The sequence below is a fragment of the Lelliottia sp. RWM.1 genome, assembly GCF_016859735.1.
Taxonomy (GTDB): Bacteria; Pseudomonadota; Gammaproteobacteria; order Enterobacterales; family Enterobacteriaceae; genus Enterobacter.
Genome location: NZ_WLVC01000042.1, coordinates 22,829 through 40,178, shown reverse-complemented (window position 1 = coordinate 40,178; position 17,350 = coordinate 22,829). Strand labels below are relative to the sequence as shown.

Sequence of the window (17,350 nt, the reverse complement as noted above, 5' to 3'; positions counted from 1 at the left end):
GCGGGAACTCAGGGTAAAGACCAGAAAATATCCGGATAAAAAGGTTGCTGGTCACCTTAAGTGACCAGCATTAACCCGTGGGTTGCCGTTTTGCGTTAAGACCTCCTGGGCCCGGTAAGCGTTAGCGCCACCGGGCTTTTTTGTGTCCCGATTTAACCGTGTTTATTTTTCAGCTCAAACCTCGGTGATACCAGACCGTAGAGCGTCCAGCCCATAAAGGTCACCATGGCTCCATAGAGCATCGCTTCCTGGCCGGAAGAGTAAAGCGCATAGAAGCTGTAGATGGCCCCAATCAGCGCCACGGCGTTTGCGGCTCTTGCTTTGCCTAGTTCGACTTTCGCCACTTTCTGAATGATCACCAGTGCCGCCATCGACAGAATATACGGAATGATGTTGGTCACTACCGCCAGATTCACCAGTACGTTGAACTGGCTATTGAGTGACGGGCTTATGGTCATCAAGGACAGACCACTCTGGAAAATGACAATCGCCAGCATGCCCTGCACCGGAGCGTCGGATTTGGTGACGCGGGAGAAAATTTTCGGGAAGTAACCTTCGTCAGCCGATGATTTAAACACCTGGGCGATGGTGAATTGCCAGCCGAGAAGTGAACCGCAGCATGACATTACCATCAGACCCATGATCACTTTCCCAACTTCCGGAGTAAACATCTGTGCGAAGGCCACGCCAAACGGTGCGGTAGAGTTGGCTAAATCCGCGTTTGGTACAATCCCGGCAATCACGTTGGTCGAAACGATATAGATCACCGCTGCGCCCAGGGTCCCGCCCAGTACCGCAATCGGGACGTTTTTTTCCGGATTTTCTACCACTTCAGCATTCGCACAGGCAGATTCCAGACCGAGGAAGGCCCACAGCGTCATGGCGATGGAAGAGCCGACAGCAGTAAAGAACGGCACATGATGTGGGTTCCAGGAGTTTGCGTACAGCGTTGGGCTAAACCAGAACCAGCCGATGATACACAGCCCCACAACCGGGATGATTACCCCCCAGACGGTGATGCTGCTGAGCTGTCCGGTTATCCGCGCACCACCGAAGTTTGCAACGGTGCAGATCCACAGCACGCCGATGGTCGCCAGCCCAATCTGCACCGGGCTTAGCGTCGCACCAAACAGCTCCGTACCGTAGCCGACGGCTGAAATGGCAATGGCTACGTTGGCAATCAGGAGGGAGACGCCATAGGTATAGTTGGCCATAAAGTTGCCTGACTTACCGAATGCGTACTCCGCATAACCGCCCATCCCACCAGACTTCCGGCTGAACATGCCACATTTGGCAAAGGCCCATGCGAGCGCCATCGAACCTACGGCAGTCACTAACCAGGAGATAATAGAGATCGTACCCACTTCCGCGAGCTTGGTCGGCAGCATGATTATGCCTGATCCCATCATGTTTACCATGGTGAGGATCGTGAGCTGCACGACGCCCATTTTGTTGGACTTACTCATATTTTTTCTCCTTTCAGCAGCGATAGCTGAGCGGCAGGTTGTTTGATGACGTAACAGCGAACCTGTTTCCGTCCGTCGCACTCTTCGACATACACGCCCTGCAACTCAGGTGCGAAGCCGGGCAGAAGATTGATCCCCTCTTCAAGTGCAGTGAAATAACGCAGTACGGACCCCCCCCAGATTTCACCTGGGACAACGCACAGCACGCCCGGTGGGTAAGGGAGAGCGCCTTCGGCTGCGATGCGACCTTCCGCATCACGCAGAGAAACCAGTTCTACCTCACCACGCAGATAGGCATAGTTCGCCTCCTGTGGGTTCATCATCACGCGCGGGAAATGTGATTTACGGAACATCTCTTTTTGCAGCTGTTTCACGTTATGGCGGGCATAGAGGTTGTGCATTTCCTGGCATATCTGACGCAGGGTGTAGTCTGCATAGCGTTCCGGATGCTGTTTACAAATAGACGGCAGTACCTCTTTGAGTGGAGCATCGGTCTGGAGCAGTTTTTCAAAGCGTACTAACTGGGCGACAAGTTGCTGCAGTTTGCCCATGTCTTCTGCCGGGGTTAGCAGGAACAGGATCGAGTTGAGATCGCATTTTTCCGGAACAATGCCATTTTCTCGCAGGAAGTTAGCGAGAATGGTGGCGGGAACGCCGAAATCCTCGTACTCACCCGTACGGGCATTGATGCCTGGTGTGGTCAGCAGCAATTTGCACGGGTCGATAAAATACTGATGCTCAGCGTAACCGTCGAAGGCGTGCCAGCGTTCACCTGGCACAAAGTGGAAAAAGCGCAGGTCAGAAGCAATATCTGCGGTATCCCAGCTTTCCCACGGGCGCTCATCCACAGTTTCAGGAACAAACGGGCGAATAAACTGACAGTTTTGCAGAATCAGTTTACGCGCTTCGATGCCGTTCACTACGCAGTCCATCCACATGTTGCGGCCGCTTTGTCCCTCATGCATACGGGCGTTAATATCAAGCGCGGCAAACAGCGGATAAAACGGGCTGGTGGAGGCATGCATCATAAAGGCGTTGTTAAGACGTTTATGCGGGACATAACGCTGCTGGCCTTTAATGTGGCGGTCTTTTTTGTGGATCTGCGAGGTTTGTGAGAACCCTGCCTGCTGTTTATGTACGGATTGAGTGACCAGAATACCGGGGTCATTCTCGTTCAGTTCCAGCAGCAGTGGCGAACAGTCAGCCATCATCGGAATAAACTGCTCGTAACCCACCCATGCAGAGTCAAACAGGATGTAATCACACAGATGGCCGATTTTATCCACGACCTGGCGGGCGTTATAAATTGTACCGTCATATGTGCCCAGTTGGATCACTGCCAGACGGAACGGACGTTCGTCACGAGCGCGGCCTGGAGCCACTTCTGATACCTGCTCGCGCAGATAACTCTCCTCGAAGCAGTGTGCGTCAATACCGCCGATAAAGCCGTACGGGTTACGCGCAGTTTCCAGGTAGACCGGTGTCGCGCCGGCTTGTAACAGTGCGCCGTGGTGGTTGGATTTGTGGTTGTTACGATCGAACAGGACCAAATCACCGGGGGTCAGCAGGGCATTAAGCACCACTTTGTTTGAGGAGGACGTACCATTCAGAACGAAGTAGGTTTTATCTGCGTTGAAGACTTTTGCTGCGTGTTGCTGGGCAATACATGGTGCGCCTTCGTGAATCAGCAGGTCGCCCATTGCTACATCGGCGTTACACAGATCTGAGCGGAACAATGTCTCGCCAAAGAAATCGACAAACTGATTACCGGCAGGGTGGCGGCGGAAGAACTGCCCCCCCTGATGCCCTGGGCAGTCGAATGCGCTATTGCCTTGCTTAACGTAATCGACCAGTGCGCGGAAGAACGGCGGACGCAACTGGGTTTCGTACTTCTGCGCAGCGGCCTCCAGTTGACGTCCGTAGAAATCATTGCTGGTGTCAGAACATTCAAAAACGCCATGAATACGCGACAGATATTCTGCCGGAACAATCTCTTCTTTATGTGTCGCAATAAATACAGGAATACCGAATCCCGTTGCTTCTATTTCTTCTATCGCACCGCTGAAAATATCACTGACGGCCAGAACAACGGCGGCGACATCAATATAATCAGAGGAACTTACGTCTACCATCTCACGGCGAGTGGTAAAGCAATCGGGGCATGCACGGCTGGCTGCAATTTTTAAGGTTTTCATCTTTATCTCTTTATTTTAGACAATATGGGTCCCTCGATTTCTTGCAATAAAGAAATCGATATTTTCCGGAAAAAAAAGCAAAGTCTGGCCGCTGATAAATAATCAGTTAATTGCTTTTTGCAGAATTAAATCCAGTCCGTCCGGCTACGGATGTGTCTGGATCAAGAGGAATAGATGCACAGGTTCACAGGTAGTTACCTGTAAAGTAAGCTTTTTTAAAGCAACCTGTAAGCAAGCGCACCAGAAGTCGAAGGACTACCGGGCATTGAAGAGATGAAAGTCGAAGCAGTTACGGTGGGCAAACATCATGATATGAGTTGTCCGCCTTATATGGGGCATTAAACGATTATTGTTTTCCATGCTTATTTTCCTTTCAGTAATTGAAAGCATGGTCATTTTATCCAGGAAAAGGCTGTAAACTGTGAAGGTGATCAACATTAATCGATCAAATCAGAAATAAATATTCGTTTTTGATGAATATCTCAGATCAACATGCTGTTTTGTGAGTGTTATGTTAATGAATGGTTTTAATGTTGTTTAATTATGATTTAAATAAACAAAAATACACTTTTATTTATTTATAAAAATATAAAAGGGAGTTTTTTGTTTATTATTTGAATTAAATTGAATAGTTATTCAGATCATAAACCGATAACCGATACCGGTTTCAGTTAATAAATGGCGAGGGCGTGCGGGATCGACTTCAAGTTTCTGGCGAAGGTGTCCCATATAAATGCGTAAATAGTGACTATGTTCAACAGCATTGGGTCCCCAGACCTGGTTTAAGAGCTGGCGTTGCGTGAGGACTTTACCGTGGTTGTTAAGCAGGATAGCCAGAAGGCGAAACTCAATCGGGGTGAGATGGATCTCCTCTTCGCCGCGAAGAATACGCCGTGCGGCAAGGTCAACCTGGATGTTGGAGAAGGTATACACCGGATCAGAGGGGGTGGCTGTACTGTGACGACGAAGTGCCACGCGCAGACGCGCCTGTAACTCTCCGATGCCAAAAGGTTTAATCAGGTAGTCGTCAGCACCTGCATCCAGCGCGGCGATTTTGTCTGTCTCTTCAGTACGTGCAGACAAAACCAGGATGGGCATCTGGCTCCACTGGCGCACTTCACGAATAAAATCGATGCCATCGCCATCGGGTAGTCCCAGATCGAGGATCACCAGGTCCGGCTTGCGCGTAGCCGCTTCGATCAGACCACGTTGCAGCGTAGCGGCATCATGAACACGCAAACCATCGCTTTCCAGCGCAGCGCGCAGAAAGCGACTAATGGCGAGTTCATCTTCAACAATCAGTACGCTAATCACAAATCCTCTGGTAATTCATCAAGTTCTGGCGGGGTATCCAGTGGAAGTGTAACACAAAAACGTGCTCCCCCTTCCGGGCGGTTCTCGGCGGAGATCGTCCCGCCATGCACGTCGATAATGGCCTGACAAATCGCCAGACCAAGCCCAACACCGGGTATAGCCGACTCTTTATTACCCCGGGCGAACTTTTCGAAGATGGCCTGTTCCTGTCCTCCGGGTATACCTGGCCCCGTATCCCAGACATCCAGGTGCAGAGCCTGTTCTTCCACCGTGGCGTTAATCCCAATTTGCGCTTTTGCGCCTGCATATTTGGCGGCATTTTCCAGCAGATTGATCAGGACGCGTTCAAACAGTGGTCCATCGACATGAATCAGGGTGAGGGGTTCCGGCATGCTCAAATCAATGTGACGGCCACCCAGACCCGGCTCCAGCATCTTTAAGGCACTGCCCACCACTTCTTCAAGAGTAAGCCACTCTTTTTTCAGGTTAAAACCTCCTGACTGAATGCGCGCCATATCCAGAAGATTATTCACAAGCCTGGTGGTGTTCAGTACATGCTGGCGGATTTCGCTGGCCTGAAGAGCGTGGCGTGAACCTTCGGCGGCAAGATCCAGCGTCAGGATCTCAGACTGACCAAACAGCACCGTAAGCGGGGTACGCAAATCGTGAGACAGTGCGGCCAACAGGGAGTTACGAATACTCTCCCGCTCGCTGGCCAGCCGAGCCTGCTCTTCGCTGGCGGTGAGCGCAAGTCGTTCAAGGGCATTTGCCACCAGCAAAGTGAATGTCTCCAGCAGGCGTTGCTGCTCAGGGATCATCAGTTGACGAAGGTTGGCCGGCTCAACAATCACCAGTCCCTGATTTTTATCCGCACTGCGCAGAGGCAGAATTTGATAAGGCACGCCCGGGAGCGTGTCCGTCCCGGCGCCGGCAGGTAAACTCTTGTCGAAACTCCAGCGCGCGATGGCTTCATCCCAGGGCGTCATGCCGCAGGCGGACGTTAGCGGGCGCAGTTTCCCGTGTTCATCAGGCAGTAAAATCAGGTTGCTGGCGTGGAACGTGGAGCGGATAAATTGTTCGCTGGTCTGGACAATATCCAGCGGGGTACGACCAACAGCCAGCGATTTGGACATTTCGTATAAATGCCGCGTACGCTGCTCACGGTAGCGGGCAATACGCGCCTGGTAACGGACCCCTGCCGTCAGGTTCCCAATCACCAATCCGACGGTGAGCATCACGCCGAAAGTGAGAATGTACTGCACGTCGGAAACGGCAAGCGTACCGCGTGGGGCGATAAAAAAGAGATCGAAGCTGACCACGTTAATGACAGTGGCCAGGACAGAAGGCCAGCGCCCGTAAAACAGCGCCACGACCACAACGCCCAGCAGGTAGATCATCACCAGGTTGGCAGCATCGAAAGCAATCAGCCACTGGCTGGCGATCACGGTGATCAGCGCGCAAAGTATGACGGCGACCAGGCAGCCACGGAGCTGAATTCGCCATTTCTCGCTAAACGTGCGGGCATCTGGCTGGCGACTGAGCAGGGGCGTAGGTTTGTCGTCCAGTGCAACGATCACCAGATCCAGGTCAGGCGCACGCCGGGCCAGCTTATCGGCAAAAGATTCCCGGCTAAACCAGCGGCGGTGGTGGCGTCTGCCAATGACAATCTTGCCCAGATTGTGTTCACGCGCGTAGCGCAGGATGGCTTTATCTTCTGCCGGATCGGAAAGGGTGGCCGTTTCTGCGCCCAGCTCCTGTGCCAGCCGCAGTGAGCCGAGGATCGCACGACGCTGATTTTCAGGCAGGGCGTGCAGCTGGGGTGTTTCGACATAGACCGCGTGCCAGACGCTACCAAATTTTGCCGCGAGTCGCGCGGCGGTGCGGATCAGCTTCTCATTGCCACTGCCGTGACCAATGCACAGCAGGATGGCATCCCGCGTATGCCAGACTCGCTCTTGCCCTTGCAGATCGCGCCAGGCGCGCATCTGGTCGTCAACCCGATCAGCGGTCCGGCGCAGCGCCAGTTCTCGCAGGGCAATCAAATTGCCTTTGCGGAAGAAATGCTCGATGGCGCGCTCCGCCTGACCAGAAATATAGACTTTCCCTTCGTGCAGACGCTGGCGCAGATCGTCCGGCGGCAGGTCGACCAGCACCACTTCATCGGCGGAATCGAAAAATGGATCGGGAACCGTTTCCCGTACCTGGATGCCGGTCACGCCGCTGACCACATCGTTCAGGCTTTCCAGATGTTGAACGTTGACGGTGGTAAAGACGTCGATTCCGGCTTCAAGAAGCTCTTCAACATCCTGCCAGCGCTTTGGATGGCGTGAACCCGGCGCGTTACTGTGCGCCAGTTCGTCCATCAGGATAAGGGCAGGGCGGCGGGCGAGGGCGGCATCGAGATCGAATTCGGTCACGAGCCTTCCACGGTGGCTGATACGCCGGGGAGGCTGGGTTGCCAGCCCGGTCAACAATGCTGCCGTCTCTTTGCGACCGTGAGTTTCCACGACGCCGATAAGAATATCGAGCCCCTGCGCCCGTAAGCGCTGTGCTTCCGTCAGCATGGCGAAGGTTTTCCCGACGCCTGCACAGGCGCCGAAGAAAATTTTCAGTTTGCCGCGGTGGGCCTCGGCAGTTTGTTCGAGCAACCTGTCCGGGTCCGGGCGCATGGGCTCGTCAGTCATTTAGTTTTTCCTTAGCGCATCCAGCGCCAGATTAAGCTCAACAATGTTCACGACCGGCATGCCAAGGAAGCTGACCAGTGGTTTTTGCGTGTGTTCAGCCACCAGTTTACTGACCTGTTCGGTGCTTAACTGGCGTGCTGCGGCCACACGCGGAATTTGCCAGGCAACGGACTCCGGCGTCAGGCTATAATCCAGCCCGCTGGCGGAAGTTGTGACCAGTTCAACGGGCACGTCACGGCTGGCCTGAGGGTTTGCAGCGTGCAAGGCGGTGATGCGTTCCGTTACCGCTTTATCCAGATCCGGGTTGCTGCCTGCCAGGTTACTGCCACCGGACGCCATCGGATTATACGGGCTTTCCGCAGTGGCGGAAGGACGTCCCTGGAAGTAACGGGCATCCGTAAAGTTCTGACCAATCAGGCGCGAGCCCCGGTTTTCTCCCTCCTGAATAATAAGCGAACCGTTGGCCTGGTCCGTAAACCACCATTGCCCAAGAGCAGTGGTCACCAGTGGATAAAGCCCGCCGGTGATCAGGGACAGCAGAATAAACAGAAGTATAGCGGGGCGTAACATAGTCATTTGATTCACCTTTTAAACCAGCCCAAACAGTGTGAGCAGCAGGTCGATAACCTTGATCCCGATAAAGGGAACCAATAGCCCGCCCAGCCCATAAATCCACAGATTGCGACGCAACATGGCGGCAGCGGTCAGCGGTTTGTAACTCACCCCTTTCAGTGCCAGCGGGATCAGAAACACAATGATCAGGGCGTTAAAAATCACTGCACTGAGAATGGCAGAGGCAGGGGAGTGCAGGTGCATAACGTTCAACGCATTCAGCTGCGGATAGGTCGCGGCAAAGGCTGCCGGAATAATGGCGAAATATTTCGCCACGTCGTTGGCAATGCTGAAGGTGGTGAGTGAACCACGCGTCATCAGCATCTGTTTACCGATATGGACCACTTCGATCAGCTTGGTTGGGTTGGAGTCGAGATCGACCATGTTCCCCGCCTCTTTTGCCGCCTGCGTACCGGAGTTCATGGCCACCGCAACGTCTGCTTGTGCCAAAGCCGGGGCGTCGTTTGTACCGTCGCCAGTCATCGCCACCAGACGGCCCTCAGCCTGATACTGACGAATAAGCGCCAGTTTGGCCTCCGGCGTGGCTTCTGACAGGAAATCATCCACACCGGCTTCAGCGGCAATCGCAGCTGCCGTCAGGCGGTTGTCTCCGGTGATCATCACCGTTTTGATCCCCATTTTGCGTAGCTGGGCAAAACGCTCTTTGATCCCGCCTTTGACGATGTCTTTCAGGGCAATAACCCCCAGTACTTTAGCCCCTTCTGCCACGACCAGTGGAGTTGCGCCCTGGCGAGCGACATTCTCGACCAGTTTGTCTACTTCTGGCGGGAAGTGACCCTCATTGGCTTCAATATGACGGCGGATGGCATCAACGGAGCCTTTGCGGATCATCCGATCCTGAATATTAATGCCGCTCATGCGAGTTTGTGCCGTGAACGGAACAAAGGTGGCATGAAGACTCTGTACGTCACGCTGGCGCAGGTTGAAGCGCTGTTTTGCCAGAATCACAATGCTACGGCCTTCTGGTGTTTCATCCGCCAGAGACGAGAGCTGCGCGGCGTCAGCCAGCGTTTTTTCATCGATGCCTGGCGCGGGTAAGAAATCCGATGCCTGGCGGTTACCGAGTGTGATGGTCCCGGTTTTATCCAGCAGCAGTACGTCCACGTCACCAGCCGCTTCGACGGCTCGTCCGCTGGTGGCGATTACGTTTGCACCCAACATGCGGCTCATTCCGGCAACGCCAATCGCTGAGAGCAGACCCCCGATAGTGGTTGGGATCAGGCAAACCAGCAGGGCGACCAGAACAGTGATGCTTACCGCTGTACCGCCATACGCCGAGAAAGGCCACAGAGTGGCGGTTGCCAGCAGGAAGACGATGGTCAGGGCGACCAGCAAAATCGTCAGCGCAATTTCGTTCGGCGTTTTACGACGCTGAGCCCCTTCGACCATGGCGATCATGCGGTCGAGGAACGTTTCGCCAGGGTTCACACTGCACTGGATCACCAGCCAGTCAGAGAGAATACGCGTCCCGCCTGTCACGGAGGCAAAATCACCACCAGACTCGCGGATCACCGGCGCGGACTCCCCGGTGATGGCGCTTTCGTCTACCGATGCACCCCCTTCAATGACTTCACCGTCGCAAGGAATAATGTCACCGGCCTCGACCAATACAACATCACCTTTACGCAGTTCATCTGACGGAACGTGGTCCACTTGAGCGCCATATTTGGGCTCACGTAATTTGCGCGCAAACGCGGTCTTTTTAACGCCTTTCAGGCTATTAGCCTGTGCCTTGCTGCGGCCTTCGGCCAGCGCTTCGGCGAAGTTTGCGAACAGAACGGTGAACCATAGCCACAGGCTGATTGCTCCGGTAAACAGCGTATTGCCTGCAAGATGGCCTGTTCCCATCGCAATCGCCAGCGCCGTGGTGAGCAGGCTACCTATCCAGACGATAAACATCACCGGGTTGTGCCACTGCACACGCGGGCTTAATTTTTTCACCGCATCCATTAGCGCCTGACGAACTAACGACGGTTCGAACAGGGCCAGTTGTTTACGACTCATGACAATGTCTCCGCAAAATCAGCGTAAAGAGAGATATTCCGCGACCGGGCCTAATGCGAGGGCGGGGATAAAGGTCAACGCACCGACCAGCAGTACTGTGCCAATCAACAGGCCAATAAACAGTGCGCCGTGGGTGGGTAAGGTTCCGGTTGTGGCGGGTTGTATTTTTTTATTCACCAGCGAGCCTGCGATAGCCATGACCGGCACAATGACCCCAAAACGCCCCACGAACATGCAAAATGCCAGCAGGCAGTTCCAGAACGGTGAGTTCGCACTTAAGCCGGCAAAAGCACTGCCGTTGTTGTTCGCCGCAGAAGAGACGGCGTACAGCACTTCGCTGAAACCGTGGATCCCCGGATTGAAGATGCCGCTGCGTCCGGCATCGGTCATCAGCGCCAGTGCAGTGCCCAGCAGAACCAACGCAGGCGTAACCAGAATCGCCAGTGCGGTTAATTTCATTTCGCGGACGTCAATTTTCTTGCCCAGATACTCCGGCGTACGGCCAATCATCAGCCCGGCGATAAAGACCGCCAGCAGAACAAACAGCAGCATGCCGTATAGCCCTGAACCCACACCGCCAAACACCACTTCGCCAATTTGCATCAGCCACAACGGGATCATTCCGCCCAGCGCGGTAAAGGAATCGTGCATCGCGTTAACTGCGCCACAAGACGCCGCCGTGGTGACCACGGCATAAAGGCTGCTGGTCAGAATGCCGAAACGGCTCTCTTTCCCTTCCATGTTGATGTTGCTGTCTGCACCCAACTGCATGAAATGCGGATTACCGTGCCATTCCGCCCACATCACCAGTGCGGCACACACAATGAAAATGAGGGTCATTGCCCAGAGAAGAGTGCGTCCCTGGCGACGATCGTTAACAACATCACCAAAGGCGAAGCACAATGCGGCAGGGATCAGGAAGATCGCCAGCATCTGCACAACGTTGGTCAGCGCCGTGGGGTTTTCAAAGGGGTGGGAAGAGTTGGCGTTGAAGAACCCGCCACCGTTTGTCCCCAGCATCTTGATCGCTTCCTGTGACGCCACCGGACCCATTGGCAGGAGCTGTTTTGCCCCTTCGAGCGAGGTGTATGGCATGTAAGGGAGGACGTTTTGTAGTGTGCCTTGCTGGATAAAGAACACCGCAATGATGAGTGAAAGAGGGAGCAGAACCCACAAGGTAATGCGTGTCAGGTCGACCCAGGCGTTACCGAGTGTGCTGATATTCTGGCGGGCAAAGGCGCGTGTCAGCGCAAAAATTACTGCAATCCCGGTGGCCGCAGAAAGGAAGTTCTGCACGGTAAGGCCTGCCATCTGGCTGAAATAGCTCAGCGTGGTTTCACCGGCATACGATTGCCAGTTGGTGTTACTGACAAAACTGACCGCTGTGTTCAGCGCCAGATGCCAGGATAAACCCGGTAACTGTTGCGGATTCAGAGGCAGAATGCCTTGTAACATCAACATGGTAAACAGCGCGAACAAACCCACGATGTTTAACAGCAGGATGGCGAGCAGATACTGTCGCCAGTTCATCTCCTGCTCGTTGACCCCCAGTATGCGCCATACCCCTTTTTCTATCGTTCCTGCGACCGGTAATGCCACGTTGTTGATCATCCGCGCCAGCACGGTTCCGAGTGGTCTGGCGAGCGCAAAAAGGACCAGCAAAAAACTGGCAATCAGTAAAAACGCCTGAGCTGCCATCAGAATGCCTCCGCATTGATCAGGGCGTAGACCAGATAACCCAATAACAGGAAAACCAGCACGATGCCGGCAATCAGACCTGCACTCACAATCCACCTCCAGGTGACGTTTGTATTTGTGCTAACGGTAGGATTTATGGCGCAAAGATTTCGCAAAAATCAGGAGGAGGGGTGTAAAAAAAGTATAAAAATGGCAAAAGCCACAATTTAACTATTGATAAGTATTCTGTTAACTTTTGTGTAACTTAATTACAGGGTGAATGTAAATATTCACTAAATGGATGAAAATAAGTGGTCGGATGAGTAGTAAAATTACAAACAAAGCGATATTATTTTAGCCAGGTCACAGAATTTGAATTTTCCGGATGACGTTTCCGGCCAACTATAGGGGAGAAAATATGGATCTTTATAAAGAGTATCCGGCTCATATCATTTTTATGCGTCGTACTTTCGCCGTGGTGGCTGGTGTGCTGGCCCTGCCGGTGATGCTTTTCTGGAAAGATCGTGCACGTTTTTATAGCTATCTGCACCGCGTCTGGGCGAAAACCAGCGAGAAACCGGTATGGATGGATCAGGCTGAAAAAGCGACCTGCGATTTCTACTGAGACGACGACGCACAGCAATAAGAAACCGCCTACAGCAATGTGGCGGTTTTTTGTTTCCGGGAACAGTGAACCGTTGGGCAGGCTTTCATGCATCCTCCCGGGGTTGTATCCATCGACTTCTCACCGTTAAGGCCGCTCCCGGCGGCCTTTTTTATTTCATCGCGTCTACACTTCATGGCAAAGTAGTTCAATGCGTGCCTCCTTTTCTCTTTGGTCGCATGGCCTTACGGACATAATGGATATTTGCCTGGAGTTTTATGCCCACCCATCTGGTTTGGTTTCGCGCGGATATGCGCGTACATGACAACATCGCGCTGGCGGCTGCCTGCCGCTCTCAACATGCCAGCGTGCTGGCCCTGTTTATCGCCACACCTGGACAGTGGCAACAACACAGCATGGCGCCGCGGCAAGCTGCCTGTTTAGCGTCGCATCTGAATGGTTTGCAACATTCGCTCGCGGAAAAAGGCATCCCACTGATTTGTAAAGAGGTGGTGGACTTTTCTGCACAGCTCCAGACGGTGCGGGAAATTTGTCAGCAGCACGATGTCACCCATCTTTTCTACAATTACCAGTACGAATTTAATGAGCAGCAGCGGGATCGCCAGCTTGAAAGCCTCGTAAAAGATGTTGTGTGTCAGGGATTTGATGACAGCGTTATACTGCCGCCAGGTAGCGTGATGACTGGCAACCATGAGATGTATAAAGTCTTTACGCCGTTCAAGAATGCCTTTATCAAGCGCCTGAAAGAGGCGTTGCCGGAATGTGTAACCGCGCCTGCCGTCCGGGGAGAGGTGTTAACGGATTTACCTGATCTGGCGTTTAACTATCCTCAAAAGGCGTTTGACGACGCGCTGTTTCCTGCGAATGAGAAGGCAGCCATTGCGCAATTGCGCCATTTTTGCAAACAGGGCGCGGCGGAATACGGTACGCGCAGGGACCTGCCCTCAGTTGAAGGAACCAGCCGCCTGTCAGCCTGTTTAGCGCTGGGCGCACTCTCTCCGCGCCAGTGTTTGCATCGACTTCTGGCGGAACAACCCCAGGCACTGGACGGCGGGCCTGGATCGGTGTGGTTGAATGAGCTTATCTGGCGGGAGTTCTACCGTCATCTGATGACCTATCATCCTGATCTATGTAAACATCGTCCCTTCATTCGCTGGACTGAAAACGTAAAATGGCAGCCGAATGACGAGAAATTACAGGCCTGGCAAAACGGATTGACGGGATATCCCATTGTCGATGCAGCCATGCGTCAGCTCAATGAAACCGGATGGATGCACAACCGCCTGCGAATGATTACGGCCAGTTTTCTGGTGAAAGATCTGCTTATCGACTGGCGTGCGGGTGAGCGCTATTTTATGTCTCAGTTGATCGATGGTGACTTCGCCGCGAATAACGGCGGCTGGCAATGGGCGGCCTCAACCGGAACCGATGCCGCGCCTTATTTTCGCATTTTTAACCCAACGACTCAGGGACAGCGGTTTGACGCCGATGGTGAATTTATTCGTCGCTGGCTGCCAGCGTTGTCTGATGTTCCCGCAAAGGCGATTCATGAACCCTGGGTGTGGGCGGATAAACAAGGCATAACGCTCGATTATCCTCGTCCCATCGTTGACCATAAACAGGCGCGAGTCGCCACGCTGGCGGCGTATGAAGTCGCCCGCAAAGCTTAAGAGACTGATGATGAAAAACAGTGAACTGGAAAGCCTGATTAACGAAAAACTCAACAGCGCCTCCTTCAGCGATTACGGGCCGAATGGTTTGCAGGTCGAAGGGCGTGAAACGGTGCAGAAAATTGTGACTGGTGTGACGGCAAGCCAGGCGTTGCTGGATGAAGCCGTTCGCCAGCAGGCGGATGCGGTTATCGTTCACCACGGTTATTTCTGGAAAAATGAGTCGCCGATTATCCGTGGCATGAAGCGCAACCGTCTGAAAACACTGCTGGCAAATGACATCAACCTGTATGGCTGGCATTTGCCACTGGATGCGCACCCGGAGTTGGGCAATAACGTGCAACTGGCGGCGTTGCTGGGCATAACGGTGATGGGTGAAATTGAACCGCTTGTGCCGTGGGGTGAGTTGTCCATGCCTGTACCGGGACTGGAGCTGGCGTCCTGGATCGAAGCGCGTCTGGGGCGTCGCCCTCTGTGGAGCGGTGATACCGGGCCGGATACCGTAAAACGTATCGCCTGGTGTACCGGCGGTGGACAAGGCTTTATTGATAGTGCGGCCCGTTTTGGCGTTGATGCGTTTATTACAGGTGAAGTGTCTGAGCAAACCATTCACTCTGCCCGTGAACAGGGGCTTCATTTTTATGCCGCAGGTCACCACGCGACAGAGCGCGGCGGTATTCGCGCCTTGAGCGAGTGGCTGACAGAGAATACCGATCTGGATGTCACCTTTGTTGATATTCCCAACCCTGCCTGATGAGAGGTGCTTAAGTGCAGCGAGCGCGTTGTTATCTACTCGGTGAAACAGCGGTGGTTCTTGAACTTGAACCTCCGGTTACGTTGGCGACGCAAAAGCGTATCTGGCGGCTGACCCAGCGACTGGCAGATATCCCGGAAGTGGTGGAAGCCATTCCGGGCATGAATAACATCACGGTGGTGCTTCGCAATCCACATTCGCTGGCGCTGGATGCTATCGAGCGTTTACAACGCTGGTGGGAGGAGAGTGAAGCCCTGGAGCCAGATTCCCGGGCAATTGATATTCCGGTTGTCTATGGCGGTAGGGGGGGGCCTGATTTATCCGTTGTGGCGCAACACTGTAGTTTAACGGAAAAGCAGGTTGTGGAGCGTCATGCTTCGGTGGATTACGTTGTCTGGTTTGTGGGGTTCCAGCCAGGTTTTCCCTATCTTGGGGGCCTGTCGCCAGAGCTGCATACGCCACGTCGGGCTGAACCTCGCGTGAGCGTCCCGGCGGGCACTGTCGCTATTGGGGGGGGGCAAACCGGCATCTATCCACTTGCCTCTCCGGGGGGCTGGCAGCTTATCGGACACACCTCCGTCCCGCTGTTTGAACCCGGACGCGACTCGCCCATTCTGCTTCAACCGGGCGATACTTTGCGCTTTATCCCGCAAAAGGAGGGGGTATGTTGAAGCTTATCCGTGCAGGTTTATATACCTCCGTCCAGGATGCCGGGCGGTTTGGCTTGCGCCAGGCCGGGGTGAGTTACTGCGGTGCACTTGATCGACCTGCGGTTGAGATTGCGAATGTGCTGGTGGGGAATCCTGCAAATTCAGCCGCTCTGGAGATCACACTCGGACAATGTATTATCGAGTTCAGCCAGGAGACCTGGTTTGCTCTGACCGGAGCAGGCTGTGAAGCCACGCTGGATGGAAAAGCGGTCTGGACGGGCTGGCGTTTGCGCGCGAAAGCCGGTCAACAGTTAAGCCTTAAACGGCCACGACATGGCGTTCGTAGCTACCTGGCTGTCGCCGGAGGAATTGATGTCCCTGACGTTATGGGATCGTCCAGCACCGACACGAAAGCAGGGATTGGCGGGCACGAGGGACGGTTGTTGCGTGACGGCGACTGTCTTGCCGTTCATCCCTCTTCACGCCATTTTTCGACCACTCAGGGTGTGAAGCAACTGCTCTGGGGAAACCGTATCCGTGCTTTACCGGGGCCTGAGTATCAGGAATTCGACGAGGTTTCCCAGGAGAGTTTCTGGCGTTCTCCGTGGCACATCAGCCCGCAAAGTAACCGCATGGGATATCGGTTGCAGGGACAACCTCTGGTGCGAACAACCGACAGAGAACTGGTATCGCACGGCTTGTTGCCGGGCGTGGTGCAGGTTCCACACAACGGGCAACCTATCGTACTGATGAATGATGCCCAGACGACCGGTGGCTATCCGCGTATTGCCTGCATTATTGAAGCGGATCGTTACCATCTGGCGCAAATTCCCTTGGGACAACCGATTCACTTTGTGCAGTGTTCGCTGGAAGAGGCGCTAAAAGCGCGGCAGGACCAGCAGCGCTACCTAGAACAACTGGCATGGCGACTCGATGGTAAAGATTGACTTAAATGCCGATCTCGGCGAGGGCGGAAACGTCGATGCTGAACTGATGACGCTGGTCTCATCGGTCAATATTGCCTGCGGTTTTCATGCAGGCGATGCGCAAACCATGCTGGTGAGCGTGCGTGAGGCCCTCAGGAATGGGGTGGCGATTGGTGCGCACCCGGGGTTCCCGGACAGGGAAAACGTTGGGCGAACCGCAATGAATTTACCTCCGGAGACCGTTTATGCCCAGACGCTGTATCAGATTGGCGCACTGGCGGCGATTGTCCATTCGCAGCAGGGCGTGATGCGTCATGTGAAACCTCACGGCATGCTCTATAACCAGGCGGCGAAGGAGCCTGAACTGGCCGACGCCATCGCCCGTGCGGTACGGGACTGCAATCCGCACCTTATTCTGGTTGGGCTGGCTGGAAGTGAGCTTATCCGGGCGGGGCAGCGTCTGGGATTAGCCACCCGACAAGAAGTGTTTGCCGACAGAGGGTATCTGCGTGACGGTAGTCTGGTCCCCCGCACGCAACCGGGGGCATTGATTACGGATGAACAGCAGGCACTGGCGCAGACGCTGGACATGGTGCGTGATGGCCGGGTCAATACCGTTGACGGTGGCCAGGCAAAGGTACAGGCTGAAACGGTGTGTTTGCACGGTGATGGTGAGCATGCGCTGCTGTTTGCACGTCGATTGCGGGATGCATTCACCGCACACCACATTCTCATCAGCGCCTGAAAGTAAC

General features: G+C 54.1%; 15 protein-coding genes. 6 read left to right on the top strand and 9 right to left on the bottom strand.

Annotation, left to right across the window (positions count from 1 at the left end):
• Positions 1-152 precede the first annotated feature (152 nt).
• The 9 genes from potE to kdpF form a co-directional block, all read right to left on the bottom strand.
• Entirely contained in the window at positions 153-1,466 is a 1,314-nt protein-coding gene (gene potE, locus GF617_RS21820) for a putrescine-ornithine antiporter (RefSeq protein ID WP_203452440.1), read from the bottom strand.
• Positions 1,463-3,661, bottom strand: a complete 2,199-nt coding sequence (speF, locus tag GF617_RS21815; protein WP_203452439.1) for an ornithine decarboxylase SpeF — start codon at positions 3,659-3,661, stop codon at positions 1,463-1,465. The genes potE and speF overlap by 4 nt, the downstream gene beginning before the upstream one ends.
• A gap of 255 nt (positions 3,662-3,916) precedes the next feature.
• Positions 3,917-4,021: a leader peptide SpeFL gene (speFL, locus tag GF617_RS21810; protein WP_003858645.1), complete on the bottom strand. Its 105-nt coding sequence runs from the start codon at positions 4,019-4,021 to the stop codon at positions 3,917-3,919.
• A 276-nt stretch (positions 4,022-4,297) separates the two neighbouring features.
• Complete coding sequence (kdpE, locus tag GF617_RS21805) at positions 4,298-4,975, bottom strand: two-component system response regulator KdpE (RefSeq protein ID WP_181622688.1); 678 nt, start codon at positions 4,973-4,975, stop codon at positions 4,298-4,300.
• Positions 4,972-7,659: a two-component system sensor histidine kinase KdpD gene (gene kdpD / locus GF617_RS21800; protein ID WP_203452438.1), complete on the bottom strand. Its 2,688-nt coding sequence runs from the start codon at positions 7,657-7,659 to the stop codon at positions 4,972-4,974. The genes kdpE and kdpD overlap by 4 nt, the downstream gene beginning before the upstream one ends.
• Positions 7,660-8,235: a potassium-transporting ATPase subunit KdpC gene (gene kdpC / locus GF617_RS21795; RefSeq protein WP_203452437.1), complete on the bottom strand. Its 576-nt coding sequence runs from the start codon at positions 8,233-8,235 to the stop codon at positions 7,660-7,662. It abuts the gene before it with no gap.
• 12 nt (positions 8,236-8,247) lie between these two features.
• Entirely contained in the window at positions 8,248-10,296 is a 2,049-nt protein-coding gene (gene kdpB, locus GF617_RS21790; RefSeq protein WP_203452436.1) for a potassium-transporting ATPase subunit KdpB, read from the bottom strand.
• An 18-nt stretch (positions 10,297-10,314) separates the two neighbouring features.
• Positions 10,315-11,994: a potassium-transporting ATPase subunit KdpA gene (gene kdpA, locus GF617_RS21785; RefSeq protein WP_203452435.1), complete on the bottom strand. Its 1,680-nt coding sequence runs from the start codon at positions 11,992-11,994 to the stop codon at positions 10,315-10,317.
• Positions 11,994-12,083, bottom strand: a complete 90-nt coding sequence (kdpF, locus tag GF617_RS21780) for a K(+)-transporting ATPase subunit F (protein ID WP_014069365.1) — start codon at positions 12,081-12,083, stop codon at positions 11,994-11,996. The genes kdpA and kdpF overlap by 1 nt, the downstream gene beginning before the upstream one ends.
• A 308-nt stretch (positions 12,084-12,391) precedes the next feature.
• Between kdpF and GF617_RS21775 the strand changes: the two genes are divergently transcribed.
• The 6 genes from GF617_RS21775 (at position 12,392) to pxpA (ending at position 17,343) form a co-directional block, all read left to right on the top strand.
• Complete coding sequence (locus GF617_RS21775; RefSeq protein WP_181622693.1) at positions 12,392-12,598, top strand: YbfA family protein; 207 nt, start codon at positions 12,392-12,394, stop codon at positions 12,596-12,598.
• 257 nt (positions 12,599-12,855) lie between these two features.
• Entirely contained in the window at positions 12,856-14,268 is a 1,413-nt protein-coding gene (gene phrB / locus GF617_RS21770; protein WP_203452434.1) for a deoxyribodipyrimidine photo-lyase, read from the top strand.
• A 10-nt stretch (positions 14,269-14,278) separates the two neighbouring features.
• Complete coding sequence (locus tag GF617_RS21765; RefSeq protein WP_181623706.1) at positions 14,279-15,022, top strand: type 2 GTP cyclohydrolase I; 744 nt, start codon at positions 14,279-14,281, stop codon at positions 15,020-15,022.
• A gap of 14 nt (positions 15,023-15,036) precedes the next feature.
• Positions 15,037-15,693, top strand: a complete 657-nt coding sequence (gene pxpB, locus GF617_RS21760; protein ID WP_203452433.1) for a 5-oxoprolinase subunit PxpB — start codon at positions 15,037-15,039, stop codon at positions 15,691-15,693.
• Positions 15,687-16,619 carry a 5-oxoprolinase subunit PxpC gene (gene pxpC, locus GF617_RS21755; protein ID WP_203452432.1) on the top strand — a complete coding sequence of 311 codons (933 nt, stop codon included), beginning with the start codon at positions 15,687-15,689 and terminating at the stop codon, positions 16,617-16,619. The genes pxpB and pxpC overlap by 7 nt, the downstream gene beginning before the upstream one ends.
• Positions 16,606-17,343: a 5-oxoprolinase subunit PxpA gene (gene pxpA, locus GF617_RS21750; RefSeq protein ID WP_203452431.1), complete on the top strand. Its 738-nt coding sequence runs from the start codon at positions 16,606-16,608 to the stop codon at positions 17,341-17,343. Before pxpC ends, pxpA begins: the two co-directional genes overlap by 14 nt.
• The last annotated feature ends 7 nt before the right edge of the window (positions 17,344-17,350 follow it).